The sequence below is a fragment of the Klebsiella sp. 10-1 genome, from assembly GCF_009758445.1.
Taxonomy (GTDB): Bacteria; Pseudomonadota; Gammaproteobacteria; order Enterobacterales; family Enterobacteriaceae; genus Klebsiella; species Klebsiella scottii.
In genome coordinates, this window is sequence record NZ_WQRE01000003.1 from 129,251 (window position 1) to 142,316 (window position 13,066).

The 13,066-nt window shown below is 59.4% G+C and carries 10 protein-coding genes and 1 pseudogene; 8 read left to right on the plus strand and 3 right to left on the minus strand.

Annotated features, from left to right (window positions below; genetic code table 11):
• Positions 1–144 precede the first annotated feature (144 nt).
• The 3 genes and pseudogenes from aegA to GO007_RS12585 all read left to right on the plus strand — a co-directional run bounded on the left by aegA (position 145) and on the right by GO007_RS12585 (position 3,895).
• Positions 145–2,127 (plus strand): formate-dependent uric acid utilization protein AegA, encoded by a 1,983-nt coding sequence (gene aegA / locus GO007_RS12575; protein WP_095100384.1) that lies wholly within the window; start codon positions 145–147, stop codon positions 2,125–2,127.
• A 57-nt stretch (positions 2,128–2,184) separates the two neighbouring features.
• Positions 2,185–2,782, plus strand: a pseudogene (gene nudK / locus GO007_RS12580) (GDP-mannose pyrophosphatase NudK).
• 66 nt (positions 2,783–2,848) lie between these two features.
• Positions 2,849–3,895, plus strand: a complete 1,047-nt coding sequence (locus GO007_RS12585; protein ID WP_095100387.1) for a DUF1176 domain-containing protein — start codon at positions 2,849–2,851, stop codon at positions 3,893–3,895.
• Here GO007_RS12585 and tkt read toward each other — a convergent pair.
• Entirely contained in the window at positions 3,885–5,879 is a 1,995-nt protein-coding gene (gene tkt / locus GO007_RS12590) for a transketolase (RefSeq protein ID WP_095100390.1), read from the minus strand. The genes GO007_RS12585 and tkt overlap by 11 nt on opposite strands.
• A gap of 287 nt (positions 5,880–6,166) precedes the next feature.
• Here tkt and maeB point away from each other — a divergent pair, with 287 nt between their 5' ends.
• Positions 6,167–8,446: an NADP-dependent oxaloacetate-decarboxylating malate dehydrogenase gene (gene maeB / locus GO007_RS12595; protein WP_095100392.1), complete on the plus strand. Its 2,280-nt coding sequence runs from the start codon at positions 6,167–6,169 to the stop codon at positions 8,444–8,446.
• 31 nt (positions 8,447–8,477) lie between these two features.
• Here the strand turns inward: maeB and hemF are convergent, their stop codons facing one another.
• Complete coding sequence (gene hemF / locus GO007_RS12600; protein WP_095100394.1) at positions 8,478–9,377, minus strand: oxygen-dependent coproporphyrinogen oxidase; 900 nt, start codon at positions 9,375–9,377, stop codon at positions 8,478–8,480.
• Positions 9,374–10,249, minus strand: a complete 876-nt coding sequence (gene amiA / locus GO007_RS12605) for an N-acetylmuramoyl-L-alanine amidase AmiA (protein ID WP_095100396.1) — start codon at positions 10,247–10,249, stop codon at positions 9,374–9,376. Before amiA ends, hemF begins: the two co-directional genes overlap by 4 nt.
• 211 nt (positions 10,250–10,460) lie before the next feature.
• Between amiA and GO007_RS12610 the strand changes: the two genes are divergently transcribed.
• From GO007_RS12610 to GO007_RS12625, 4 genes are all read left to right on the plus strand, one after another.
• Positions 10,461–10,886 carry a GNAT family acetyltransferase gene (locus tag GO007_RS12610; protein WP_041146662.1) on the plus strand — a complete coding sequence of 142 codons (426 nt, stop codon included), beginning with the start codon at positions 10,461–10,463 and terminating at the stop codon, positions 10,884–10,886.
• Complete coding sequence (locus tag GO007_RS12615; RefSeq protein ID WP_095100398.1) at positions 10,873–11,322, plus strand: DUF2919 domain-containing protein; 450 nt, start codon at positions 10,873–10,875, stop codon at positions 11,320–11,322. The genes GO007_RS12610 and GO007_RS12615 overlap by 14 nt, the downstream gene beginning before the upstream one ends.
• A gap of 61 nt (positions 11,323–11,383) precedes the next feature.
• On the plus strand, positions 11,384–11,959 hold the full coding sequence (locus tag GO007_RS12620) for an RpoE-regulated lipoprotein (RefSeq protein ID WP_095100400.1): 576 nt from the start codon (positions 11,384–11,386) through the stop codon (positions 11,957–11,959).
• Between the two features lie 95 nt (positions 11,960–12,054).
• A complete protein-coding gene (locus GO007_RS12625) occupies positions 12,055–12,954 on the plus strand; it encodes a Dyp-type peroxidase (protein ID WP_095100402.1) in 900 nt (299 codons plus the stop codon).
• Positions 12,955–13,066: the final 112 nt, after the last annotated feature.

Here is a 13,066-nt window from a genome sequence, read left to right on the forward strand (position 1 = left end):
TAAGTCAAAAAATTTGATCCAAAACGGATTATCGCCAGATAAGCGCTATCCTGGGCAAATGAACATTGTTTCCGTCCCACCTTGTCGGGTAATTAATAGCTATGCTAACCGCATGGTTATTTACCGGGAAGACGGAAGGATGCCATGAACCACTTTATTTTGAGCGATAGCCACAAATGCATCGGATGCCAGGCCTGCGAAGTGGCCTGCGTCATGGCGCATAACGATGAGCAGCACGTCCTGACCGCACGCCGCTTTTTGCCACGAATTGTCGTCATCAAAGGCGAGAAAAAATGTAACGCCATAACGTGTCACCATTGTGAAGGCGCGCCCTGCGCCCGCAGCTGTCCGAACGGTGCGATAAGCCGGGTTGACGGCAGCGTACAGGTGCGCCAGGAAAAATGTATCGGCTGTAAATCCTGCATGGTGGCCTGCCCGTTTGGGGTCATGCAAATCGTGCTTACGCCGCTGCCGGCGGGAAAAGTGAAGGCGACCGCGCACAAGTGCGATCTGTGCCGCGATCGCGAAGTGGGGCCGGCCTGCGTGCAAAACTGTCCGGCGCAGGCGCTGCAGCTGGCAGGGGAAGAGACGCTGCTCAGCCTGGCGAAACGACGACGCCTGCGGGCCGCCTGCTTGGACGCCCGGCCGTGGCATCGCCATTCCGCAGACCTCAGGCTGTCTGAACCTGGCGATAAGGTCGAGCAGATGGCGGCGACGCCGCCGCGCGCGGAAGCCGACAAGCTCGCGGCAGCGCAGCGTAAAACGCATTTCTCTGAAATCTATCTGCCGCTTCGCGCAGCCCAGGCGCAGCAGGAGGCGCGGCGCTGCCTGAAGTGCGGCGAGCACAGCATCTGCGAATGGACCTGCCCGCTGCACAACCACATCCCGCAGTGGATTGAACGGGTCAAGGCCGGCGATCTGACCGCCGCCGTTGAGCTTTCCCACCAGACCAACTGCCTGCCGGAAATCACCGGCCGCGTCTGCCCGCAGGATCGCCTGTGCGAGGGAGCCTGCACGCTGCGTGATGAACATGGCGCGGTCACTATCGGCAACATCGAACGCTATATTTCGGACCAGGCGCTGGCTGGCGGCTGGCGGCCGGATCTTTCGCAGGTCGTTGCCAGCGGGAAAAAGGTGGCGATTGTCGGCGCCGGCCCTGCCGGGCTCGCCTGCGCAGATCTGCTGGTGCGTAACGGCGTGCAGCCGGTGGTGTTTGACCGTCACCCGGAAATCGGCGGCCTGCTCACCTTCGGTATTCCCGCCTTTAAGCTGGATAAATCGCTGCTCTCCCGACGGCGGGAGATCTTTAGCGCAATGGGCGTGCGCTTTGAGCTGAACTGCGAGGTGGGCAAAGATCTTCCCCTCGACGCGCTGCTGGACGACTACGACGCGGTGTTTATCGGCGCCGGGACCTATCGCTCGATGAAAGCGGGTTTGCCGAATGAGGAGGCCCCCGGGGTGTACGACGCGCTGCCGTTTCTGATTGCCAATACTAAACAGGTGATGGGGCTGAGCGAGCTGGCGGCGGAGCCCTATATCGATACCCACGGACTGAATGTGGTGGTGCTGGGCGGCGGCGATACGGCGATGGACTGCGTGCGCACCGCGTTGCGTCACGGCGCGAAGCAGGTTACCTGCGCCTACCGCCGGGACGAAGCCAATATGCCGGGGTCGAAAAAAGAGGTCAAAAATGCCCGGGAAGAGGGGGCGGTATTTGAATTCAACGTTCAGCCTGTGACCCTGGAGCTGGATGCCAACGGGCGGGTCAACGGGGTGCGCTTCCTGCGAACCCGGCTCGGCGAACCGGACGCGCAGGGGCGCCGCACTCCGTCGCCGATTGCGGGCAGCGAATTCGTTATGCCGGCGGATGCGGTGATTATGGCCTTTGGTTTTCACCCGCACGGGATGCCGTGGCTGGAGTCCGCCGGCGTACAGCTGGACAGCCGCGGGCGGATCCGCGCTCACGTTGAAAGCCGCTACCGCTATCAGACCAGCCATCCGCAGATTTTTGCCGGCGGGGATGCGGTTCGCGGAGCCGACCTGGTGGTGACGGCGATGGCGGAGGGCCGCCATGCGGCGCAGGGGATCATCGATTTCCTCGGCCTAAAATCGATTCCTCCCTGCTAACGACAAAGCGGACTCCGCAGCGTAGTATGACAGCGTCATTCTCTGCTGCGGGGTCGTATGTCACTCAATATCAACGTCATTAAAGATAAAATCCTCTCCGAAAACTGGTTCGTTTTGCGCAATATGACCTACGAGCTGACGCGCGGCGACGGCAGCGTGGTTCGCCATAAGCGCGAGGTTTACGATCGCGGCAACGGCGCAACGGTTCTGCTCTACAACCGGCGTAAGCAAAGCGTGGTGCTGGTGCGCCAGTTCCGCGTCGCCACCTGGGTGAACGGTAACGAAGACGGGATGCTCATTGAGACCTGCGCCGGGCTGCTGGATAACGACGAGCCGGAAGCCTGCATTCGCAAAGAGGCGATCGAGGAGACCGGCTACGAGGTGGGAGAGGTTCGCAAGCTGTTCGAACTGTATATGTCCCCCGGCGGCGTCACCGAGCTTATCCATTTCTTTATCGCCGAATACAGCGATGCTCAGCGTAAAAACGGCGGCGGCGGGGTGGATGATGAAGAGATTGAGGTGCTGGAGCTGCCTTTCAGCGAGGCGCTTGCGATGGTGGCTGGCGGCGAGATTCGCGATGGGAAAGCGGTTATCCTGCTGCAATATTTGCACGCTTCGGGGCTGATGGCCGGGGATATCTGATAAATCCGATTGAGTAAAGGCGTATCGCTGGGGAAGATAGCGGCTGTTTTTCGCGCTATCTTCCGGGGTTGTACCACGCATGTTTTATCGGCTTATCTTGGTTCTGCTTTTCGGCCTGTTACCCACGTCGCTGGCGTGGGCGGCACCGGTGCAGCAGACTTTCAGCGACTGGCTGGTGACCTGTAATAATCAAAACTTCTGCGTAACCCGCAACGTCGGGCTGCACTATGGCCTGGTGATGACCCTCAGCCGCAGCGCCGGAGCGGCAACCGATGCCAGCCTGCGCATTGAGCTGGGCGGGGTCGGCAATCCGGTGGCGGCGCTGGCGCCGATCGGCCCTCGTCTTCTGCTTGATGGTAAACCGCTGGCGCTGGTGGATACGCGCTGGCAGGTTGCCGATAAGCTGCTCAAAACCGGCGATAGCGCCGCCATCGACGCTTTTCTCCAGCAGGTGCAGGAAGGGCAGGCGATTAGCCTGGTGGACGGCCTGCAGACCATTTCCTTGCAGGGCCTGAAGGCGGCGCTGCTGTTTATCGACAGCCGTCAGAAGCGGGTAGGCAGCGAAACGGCCTGGATTGGCAAAGGCGAAGAGCCGCCGCTCAGCGTCCCTCCGGCGCCAGCGCTGCGTACGGTGGCGAAAGTCGACGTATCGCAATCGCCGCTGAGCCGCGATGAGCTGAATGACCTGATGGACTATGGCAACGAGCGCATGAGCAACAGCTCATGCTCGCTGGACCCCTCCCTGCGTGAGGTGCGGGTCACCGCGCTAACCGATGAGAAGGTGCTGCTGATGTTCAGCTGTGAAGCGGGGGCTTACAACACCGTATGGCTGGCGTGGCTGGTTTCGCGCCAGCAGCCGTACGTCGCTCGTCCGCTGAGCCTGACGCTGCCTTTCCAGCCGCCCGGCGGCGCAGAGCGCGAAATTGAGCTGATGAATGCCAGCATCGACGAGCAGCGCCACGAGCTGGTAACCCTTGAGAAGGGGCGCGGCCCGGGGGATTGCGGCACCCAGACCCGCTGGCGTTATGACGGCCAGCGGTTTAGCCTGGTACGCTTTGCTCAGCAGCCGCAGTGCGATAACTGGCAGAGGCCAGACGCCTGGCCTACGCTGTGGATCACCCGTTAAGCAGCCCTTCAGCCGTGCTGACGATATTCTCGACGGTAAAGCCAAAGAACGGGAACAGTTTATCCGCCGGCGCCGATTCGCCGTAGCTTCTCATGCCGACAATGGCGCCCTTGAGGCCGACGTATTTATACCAGTAGTCGGCAATCCCGGCCTCAACGGCAATGCGGGCGCTGACGTCAGACGGCAGCACGGATTCCCGGTATGCCGCATCCTGGGCATCAAACACGTCGGTTGACGGCAGCGAAACCACCCGCACATTGACGCCTTTCGCCAGCAGCTTTTCCGCCGCCAGCGCGGTAATTTCTATCTCAGAGCCGGTGGCGATCAGGATCAGATCCGGCTTACCGCCGGCATCTTTCAGCACGTAACCCCCGCGCGCAATATCGTCCACCTGCTGCGGCGTGCGCGCCATCTGCGCCAGATTTTGTCGCGACAGGATCAGCGCGGTCGGGCCGCTCTGCCGCTCGATGGCCGCCCGCCAGGCGACCGCGGTTTCCACCTGGTCGCAGGGGCGCCAGGTGCTGAAGTTGGGCGTCAGCCGCAGGCTGGCCAGCTGCTCAACCGCCTGGTGCGTTGGGCCATCTTCCCCCAGACCAATGGAATCATGGGTGTAAACCATGATCTGCCTGGCCTTCATCAGCGCGGCCATGCGCGCCGCGTTGCGCGCGTATTCCACGAACATCAGGAAGGTCGAGGTGTAGGGGATGAATCCGCCGTGCAGGGCAATCCCGTTAGCGATGGCGGTCATACCAAACTCGCGCACCCCGTAGTGGATATAGTTGCCGGCCGGATCGTCTTTAATTGAGGTCGAGCCCGACCAGATGGTCAGGTTGCTGGGCGCCAGATCCGCCGAGCCGCCGAGCAGCTCCGGCAGCGCGGGCCCGTAGGCATTAAGCGCATTCTGTGAGGCCTTGCGGCTGGCGATTTTCTCCGGGCTGGCCTGCAGCTTCGCGATGTAGCCGCGGACGATCTCGGTCCAGCTTTCAGGCAGATCGCCGTTCATCCGGCGCGTAAGTTCGTCCGCCAGCTCGGGGTACGCCTGCCGATAGGCGGCGAATTTGTCGTTCCACGCGTGTTCGGCTTTTTCACCGTGCGGCCGGGCATCCCACTTGTCATAAATCTCTTTGGGGATCTCGAACGGGGGATATTTCCAGCCCAGCTTCTCGCGGGCTAAGGCCACCTCTTTTTCCCCGAGCGCCGCGCCGTGCGCCTCTTCGGAGCCGGCTTTATTGGGGGAGCCGAAGCCGATGACGGTGCGGCAGATAATCAGCGACGGCTTATCTTTGACGCTTTGCGCCTCGCGAATCGCCTGCTCAATCGCCTGCGGGTCGTGGCCGTCGATATCGCCGATCACGTGCCAGTGATAGGCCCTGAAGCGCTCGGCGGTATCGTCGGTGAACCAGCCCTCGGTTTTACCGTCGATAGAAATGCCGTTATGGTCATAGAACCCGATAAGCTTACCCAGCCCCAGGGTCCCCGCCAGCGAGCTGGCCTCATGAGAAATCCCCTCCATCAGGCAGCCATCGCCCATAAAAACATAGGTATGGTGATCGACTATCTCATGTCCCGGGCGGTTGAACTGCGCCGCCAGCGTACGTTCCGCAATCGCCATCCCGACCGCGTTCGCCAGGCCCTGGCCGAGCGGGCCGGTGGTGGTCTCGACGCCTGGAGTGTAGCCATGCTCCGGGTGGCCGGGCGTTTTAGAGTGCAGCTGGCGGAAGTTTTTTAACTCTTCCATCGGCAGGTCGTAGCCGGTCAGATGCAGCAGGCTATAGAGCAGCATTGAGGCGTGACCGTTGGACAGCACAAAGCGGTCGCGATCGTACCAGTGCGGATTCTCCGGGTTGTGCTGGAGGAAGTCATTCCACAGGACTTCGGCGATATCCGCCATGCCCATCGGGGCGCCGGGATGGCCGGAATTGGCTTTCTGTACTGCGTCCATGCTGAGGGCGCGAATCGCGTTGGCAAGTTCTCTTCGGGACATAATGTACTCCTGAAACAATATGTTGCATGAGTTTTTTGTGATGAATGGTAGCGGAAGCTATAGGGTGGATAACTAAAAAGCATAGCAGACAGGGCTATCATTGCCTGCGAAACTAGGTTACAAAAATGTTATAAATCGATAACAAATATACCTTTGTGATGACGAGAGTTTGGCGGTGTTCAAAGTTTGAAAAACCGTCAGGCGAGATACTAAGCTCACCTTGGGTGGACATCAGGAAAGTCATTGCCCGTCACCCCCTACGATCGATACGTGAAAGGAACAATAAAATGGATGAGCAGTTGAAACAAAGCGCCCTCGACTTCCATGAATTTCCCGTCCCTGGAAAAATTCAGGTCGTGCCGACCAAACCCCTCGCGACGCAGCGCGACCTCGCGCTGGCCTACTCGCCGGGCGTAGCAGCGCCTTGCCTGGAGATCGAAAAAGACCCTCTGGCCGCCTATAAATACACCGCGCGCGGCAACCTGGTTGCGGTCGTCTCCAACGGTACCGCGGTGCTCGGACTGGGCAATATCGGCGCTCTCGCCGGTAAGCCGGTGATGGAAGGCAAGGGCGTTTTATTTAAGAAGTTCGCCGGCATTGACGTGTTTGATATTGAAGTTGATGAGCTGGACCCGGATAAGTTTATCAACGTGGTGGCCGCGCTGGAGCCGACCTTTGGCGGCATCAACCTGGAAGATATTAAGGCGCCCGAGTGTTTCTACATCGAGCAGAAGCTGCGCGAGCGCATGAATATCCCGGTATTCCATGACGATCAGCACGGTACGGCCATTATCAGCACCGCCGCCATTCTCAATGGCCTGCGGGTGGTCGGGAAAAACCTCTCCGACGTGCGGATGGTGGTTTCCGGGGCGGGCGCCGCGGCTATCGCCTGTATGAACCTGCTGGTGGTGCTGGGAATGCAGAAACACAATATTGTGGTCTGCGACTCCAAGGGCGTGATCTATAAAGGCCGTGAGCCAAATATGGCGGAGACCAAAGCGGCTTACGCGGTGGACGACGACGGCAAGCGTACCCTCGATGACGTGATCGACGGGGCGGATATTTTCCTCGGCTGCTCCGGCCCGAAAGTCCTGACCGCTGAGATGGTGAAAAAGATGGCCCGCGCGCCGCTGATCCTCGCGCTGGCTAACCCGGAACCGGAAATTCTGCCGCCGCTGGCGAAGCAGGTCCGCGAAGACGCGATTATCTGTACCGGCCGTTCTGACTATCCGAACCAGGTAAACAACGTGCTGTGCTTCCCGTTTATCTTCCGCGGCGCGCTGGACGTCGGCGCCACGGCGATTAACGAAGAGATGAAGCTGGCGGCGGTGCATGCGATTGCTGAACTGGCGCACGCTGAGCAGAGCGAAGTGGTGGCTTCCGCCTACGGCGATCAGGATCTGAGCTTCGGGCCGGAATATATCATCCCGAAACCGTTCGATCCGCGGCTGATCGTTAAGATCGCGCCGGCGGTGGCGAAAGCGGCGATGGACTCCGGCGTGGCGACGCGCCCGATTGCCGACTTTGATGCCTACATCGAGAAACTCAGCGAGTTCGTTTACAAAACCAACCTGTTTATGAAGCCGATTTTCTCTCAGGCGCGCAAAGAGCCGAAGCGCGTGGTGCTGGCTGAAGGGGAGGAGACGCGCGTTCTGCACGCCACTCAGGAGCTGGTCTCTCTGGGGCTGGCGAAGCCGATTCTGGTGGGGCGCCCGAGCGTTATCGAAATGCGCATTCAGAAGCTGGGCCTGCAGATTAAAGCCGGCGTTGATTTTGAGATCGTCAATAATGAATCCGATCCGCGCTTCAAAGAGTACTGGAACGAATATTACCAGCTGATGAAACGCAGCGGCATCACCCAGGAGCAGGCGCAGCGGGCGGTCATCAGCAATACCACGGTGATTGGCGCGATCATGGTCCATCGCGGCGAGGCGGATGCGATGATCTGCGGCACCATCGGTGACTACCATGAGCACTACGCCGTGATTCAGCCGCTGTTTGGCTATCGCGACGGCGTGAACACGGCGGGGGCGATGAACGCGCTGCTGCTGCCGAGCGGTAACACCTTCATTGCCGATACGTACGTTAACCACGATCCGACGCCGGAGCAGCTGGCCGAGATCGCCCTGATGGCGGCGGAGAGCGTGCGCCGCTTCGGTATCGAACCGCGCGTTGCGCTGCTGTCGCACTCTAACTTCGGCTCCGCCAACTGCCCGTCAGCGAGCAAAATGCGCAAGACCCTCGAGCTGGTGAAGGCGAGCGCGCCGGATCTGATGATCGATGGCGAAATGCACGGCGATGCCGCGCTGGTCGAAAGTATTCGTCACGATCGGATGCCGGACAGCCCGCTGAAAGGGGCGGCCAACATTCTGGTGATGCCGAATATGGAAGCCGCGCGTATTAGCTACAACCTGCTGCGGGTTTCGAGCTCCGAAGGGGTAACCGTTGGGCCGGTGCTGATGGGGGTGGCAAAACCGGTGCATATTCTGACGCCGATTGCCTCCGTTCGCCGCATTGTCAATATGGTGGCGCTGGCGGTAGTGGAAGCACAAACTCAGCCGCTGTAATGAGCGCAGCCCCGGATGGCCGGGGCTGCGTTTAAATCCACTCTTTGACTTTGATGAAGTCACTCAGGGCAGCCTCCGGGCTGCCTTCTTGCGGCTGGTAGTCATACTCCCAGCGCACCAGCGGCGGCATCGACATCAGAATCGACTCCGTGCGCCCGCCGGTCTGCAGGCCAAACAGCGTCCCGCGATCCCACACCAGGTTGAACTCCACGTAGCGCCCGCGGCGATAGAGCTGAAACTGACGCTCCCGCTCGCCGTACGGCATCGCTTTACGCCGCTCAACGATCGGCAGATACGCATCGGTGTAGCCATTGCCAACGGCCTGCATAAAGCTGAAGCAGTGGTCAAAGTCCGGGGTATTTAAATCGTCAAAGAACAGGCCGCCAATGCCGCGCTGCTCGTTGCGGTGCCTGAGGAAGAAGTAGTCATCGCACCACTTTTTATAGCGCGGGTAGACCGCTTCGCCAAACGGCTGGCACAGGTCGCGCGCGGTGCGGTGCCAGTGGCGAGCGTCCTCTTCGAAACCGTAGTAGGGCGTCAGATCGAAACCGCCGCCAAACCACCATACCGGGTCCGCGCCGGGCTTTTCGGCGATGAAAAAGCGCACGTTGGCATGGCTGGTCGGCACGTACGGACTGCGCGGATGAACCACCAGCGAAACGCCCAGCGCTTCAAAGCTGCGGCCGGCCAGCTCCGGGCGATGAGCCGTGGCTGATGCCGGCATGGCGTCGCCGTGAACGTGAGAAAAGTTGACTCCGGCCTGCTCAAAGATAGCGCCTTCCCGCAGCACCCGGCTACGCCCGCCGCCGCCGCCTTCGCGCTGCCAGCTATCTTCGCTAAACGGCTGGCCGTCGAGGGCGCTGAGCTGCCGGCAGATAGCGTCCTGCAGCTGGAGGAGATAGCGTTTAACCTGTTGCACGTCGGGCTTCATTTACGTCTCTTTGAGTGGGCTTTTTGGTTATCGAACCAGTGGAAGTAGCTGATGATGCCTGAGGCAATGGCGCTGGCGATTTTCTGCCGAAACGCGGTGGTACCTAACAGCTTTTCCTCGCCCGGATTGGTAATAAATGAGGTCTCGACCAGCACCGACGGAATCGACGGCGACTTCAGCACGACGAAGGCCGCCTGTTCGGTGTTGCGGCTGTGCAGCTTATGCACCGGCTTAATATTTTTCAGGATATGTGAGCCCAGCGTCAGGCTATTTTTGATGGTATCCGTCTGGACCAGATCGAACAGCACCTGCTGTAACAGATGGTCTTTCGCCGTTGCCTTTTTCCCCGCGACCTCATCGGCTCGGTTTTCGCGATCGGAGAGGTATTTCGCCATCGCGCTACTGGCGCCGCGGTTGGAGAGGGCAAAAACGGACGCCCCGGCGGCGCTTGGGTTAGTGAAGCCGTCGGCGTGAATAGACATAAACAGATCGGCGCCGTGCTGGTGGGCAATTTCCACGCGGTCGTACAGCGGAATAAAGGTATCGCCAGTGCGCGTCAGGCGCGCGTCGATACCGTTGCTGCGCAGAATGCTGCGTACGGTTTTGGCAATCGCCAGCACGACGTGTTTCTCTTTGGAGCCGTTGTGGCCGATAGCGCCGGTATCAATACCGCCGTGTCCCGGATCGAGCATGACGACGCGCTTCGCGCCCGCTTTTTTCTTCGCCGGTTTACTGTGCCCGTTGGACGTCGTCAACGGCTGTTCTTTTGCGCTGGCCTGCGATGAAATCCCGCTAAGGGTGACGGCAGCCAGTCCTGCTTTCAGCACCTGGCGGCGCGAAGCAAGTATTTTTAATGGTTTAAAAGTGCTCATTCGGCCTGAATTACAAACAAGTGGTACCCAATGTTATATCGTATCGTGTTTTTCGTTACGACCTTTCGTAATAAGAATTGTTTTACTTTTCATTTCAATACGTGACAAGGTCATATTATGTCATTTTTTGAGGTTAATTTCGCCTGATATTGGCTATCGGGCGTAATCACGCCATAATCACTTTTTTTATGCCTAAAAGATGGGGAATACCATGGAGATACGCGTTTTTCGCCAGCAGGATTTTGAAGAGGTGATAACTCTCTGGGAGCGCTGCGAGCTTCTGCGCCCGTGGAATGACCCGGAAATGGACATCGAACGTAAGGTTAATCACGATGTCAGCTTATTTCTGGTCGCCGAGGTCAACGGTGAAGTCGTCGGCACGGTGATGGGCGGCTACGATGGCCATCGCGGTTCGGCTTACTATCTCGGCGTTCATCCGGAGTATCGCGGTCGCGGAATTGCCAATGCGCTGCTTAACCGGCTGGAAAAAAAGCTCACCGCCCGCGGCTGCCCGAAAATTAATATCATGATCCGCGAAGACAACGAGGTCGTACAGGGCATGTATGAACGGCTTGGTTACGAATATGCGGACGTGCTCAGCTTGGGTAAGCGTTTGATTGAAGATGAAGAATACTGAGCTAATCCCCGCCGATTTTGATGCGCACGGCCGGCTAAGGCTGCCGTTCCTCTTCTGGTGCATCCTGCTGCTACAGGCGCGGACCTGGGTGCTGTTTATTATGGCCGGGGCTTCGCGGCAGCAGGGCGACGTCCTGCTGAATCTGTTCTACCCCGATCACGACAATTTTTGGCTTGGGCTGCTGCCCGGAATACCGGCGGTTCTGGCGTTTATCGTCAGCGGCCAGCGGCAGCGCTTTCCCCGCTTCTGGCCGCTTATACGCTGGCTGCTGGCGCTCTCTCAGGCGCTGCTGCTTATCTGGCAGCCGCTGCTGTGGCTGGGCGGCGAGTCGCCTTCGACGCTGACCATCGGCCTGCTGGTGGCGGATATTTATGCGCTGTGGTGGCTGCTGAGCAGCCGTCGGCTGAGGGCCTGTTTCCAGGAAGAGCAGGTTTAACGGCACTTTTTGCCGATCCCGCACTCCAACAGGCGTCAAATTAACAGGAAAGGACGATCTCATGAAATCGCTACGTTTACTTCTTTGCGCGCTACCGCTGGCGTTAACCGGCTGCTCCACGATGAGCGCGGTCAACTGGTCCGGGGCCTTGCCTTGGAACTGGTTCGGCTCCTCGACGGAGGTGACCGAGCAGGGGGTCGGTAAGCTGACGGCCGCCACTCCGCTGAATGAACAGGCCATCAGCGACGCGCTCGGCGGCGGCTACCGCCTGCGCAGCGGTATGAAAAGCGCCAACGGCAATATCGTGCGCTACTTTGAGGCGCTGAAGGACGACAAGGTGGTGATGACGATTAACGGCGAGAATGGCACCATCAGCCGCATCGACGTGCGCGACAGCGAGATTAAAACCGAGAGCGGCGTGCAGGTAGGCACTCCGTTCAGCGAGCTGTACAGCAAAGCGTTCGGCAACTGTCAGAAGGCCAGCAGCGACAACGGCGCCGTGGTCGAATGTCAGGCGCAGGGGAGCCAGCATATTAGCTATGCCTTCACCGGCCACTGGAGCGGCCCGGAAGAGCTGATGCCTTCAGACGACACGCTGAAAAACTGGAAAATAGCGAAAATCACCTGGCGCCGCTAATTTGATCTGGAGGGACACGACGGTGGTAAAAAACGCGTACAATAGGCGCGTTTAAAGCGCCACAGCGTTGTGGTTGTCTCATTTCAGGAGGAGCGATGTCTCAGGTTCAGAGCGGCATTTTGCCGGAACATTGCCGTGCGGCGATTTGGATTGAAGCCAATGTTAAAGGGGACGTTAACGCCCTGCGTGAAGCCAGCAAAAACTTTATCGATAAATTAGCCACCTTTCAGGCGAAATTCCCGGACGCGCAGTTGGGGGCGGCAATTGCCTTTGGCAATAACGTCTGGCGCGAGCTGAGCGGCGGCGTGGGTGCCGAAGAGTTAAAAGACTTCCCCGTTTACGGTAAGGGCCTGGCGCCATCGACTCAGTACGATCTGCTGATTCATATCCTGTCTGCTCGTCATGAAGTGAATTTCTCCGTCGCCCAGGCGGCGATGGCGGCGTTTGGCGGCGTCGTTGACGTCAAAGAGGAAGTGCACGGCTTCCGCTGGATCGAAGAGCGCGACCTGAGCGGCTTTGTCGACGGTACCGAAAACCCGGCCGGCGAAGAGACGCGTCGCGAGGTCGCGATTATTAAAGAGGGCGTCGATGCGGGCGGGAGCTACGTCTTTGTTCAGCGCTGGGAGCACAACCTCAAGCAGCTAAACCGCATGAGCGTTCCGGATCAGGAGATGATGATTGGCCGGACCAAAGAGGCCAATGAGGAGATTGACGGCGACGATCGCCCGGAGACCTCGCATCTAAGCCGCGTTGACCTGAAAGAGGACGGCAAAGGGCTGAAGATTGTGCGCCAGAGCCTGCCGTACGGTACCGCCAGCGGCACGCACGGCCTCTATTTCTGCGCCTACTGCGCCCGTATCCATAACATTGAACAGCAGCTGCTGAGCATGTTTGGCGATACCGATGGCAAGCGCGACGCCATGCTGCGCTTTACCAAACCGGTGACCGGCGGCTATTACTTCGCGCCGTCCGTCGAGCGCATTCTGGCGCTGTAGGTCTTCCTGCGCCATCGCCCTCTCCCCCGCGGGGAGGGCGGCTATCGGCTCCTGCATCTCTTTAACTTTGCCGCCGGCTGCGGTTTTCAAACCCCTTATTCTCTTTTCTACT

What these genes read in the sequence shown, in the direction of transcription:
- aegA (WP_095100384.1), top strand. Translation starts at nt 145, where the DNA reads ATGAACCACTTTATTTTGAGCGATAGCCACAAATGCATCGGATGCCAG.
- GO007_RS12585 (WP_095100387.1), top strand. Translation starts at nt 2,849, where the DNA reads ATGTTTTATCGGCTTATCTTGGTTCTGCTTTTCGGCCTGTTACCCACG.
- tkt (WP_095100390.1), bottom strand. Translation starts at nt 5,879, where the DNA reads ATGTCCCGAAGAGAACTTGCCAACGCGATTCGCGCCCTCAGCATGGAC.
- maeB (WP_095100392.1), top strand. Translation starts at nt 6,167, where the DNA reads ATGGATGAGCAGTTGAAACAAAGCGCCCTCGACTTCCATGAATTTCCC.
- hemF (WP_095100394.1), bottom strand. Translation starts at nt 9,377, where the DNA reads ATGAAGCCCGACGTGCAACAGGTTAAACGCTATCTCCTCCAGCTGCAG.
- amiA (WP_095100396.1), bottom strand. Translation starts at nt 10,249, where the DNA reads ATGAGCACTTTTAAACCATTAAAAATACTTGCTTCGCGCCGCCAGGTG.
- GO007_RS12610 (WP_041146662.1), top strand. Translation starts at nt 10,461, where the DNA reads ATGGAGATACGCGTTTTTCGCCAGCAGGATTTTGAAGAGGTGATAACT.
- GO007_RS12615 (WP_095100398.1), top strand. Translation starts at nt 10,873, where the DNA reads ATGAAGAATACTGAGCTAATCCCCGCCGATTTTGATGCGCACGGCCGG.
- GO007_RS12620 (WP_095100400.1), top strand. Translation starts at nt 11,384, where the DNA reads ATGAAATCGCTACGTTTACTTCTTTGCGCGCTACCGCTGGCGTTAACC.
- GO007_RS12625 (WP_095100402.1), top strand. Translation starts at nt 12,055, where the DNA reads ATGTCTCAGGTTCAGAGCGGCATTTTGCCGGAACATTGCCGTGCGGCG.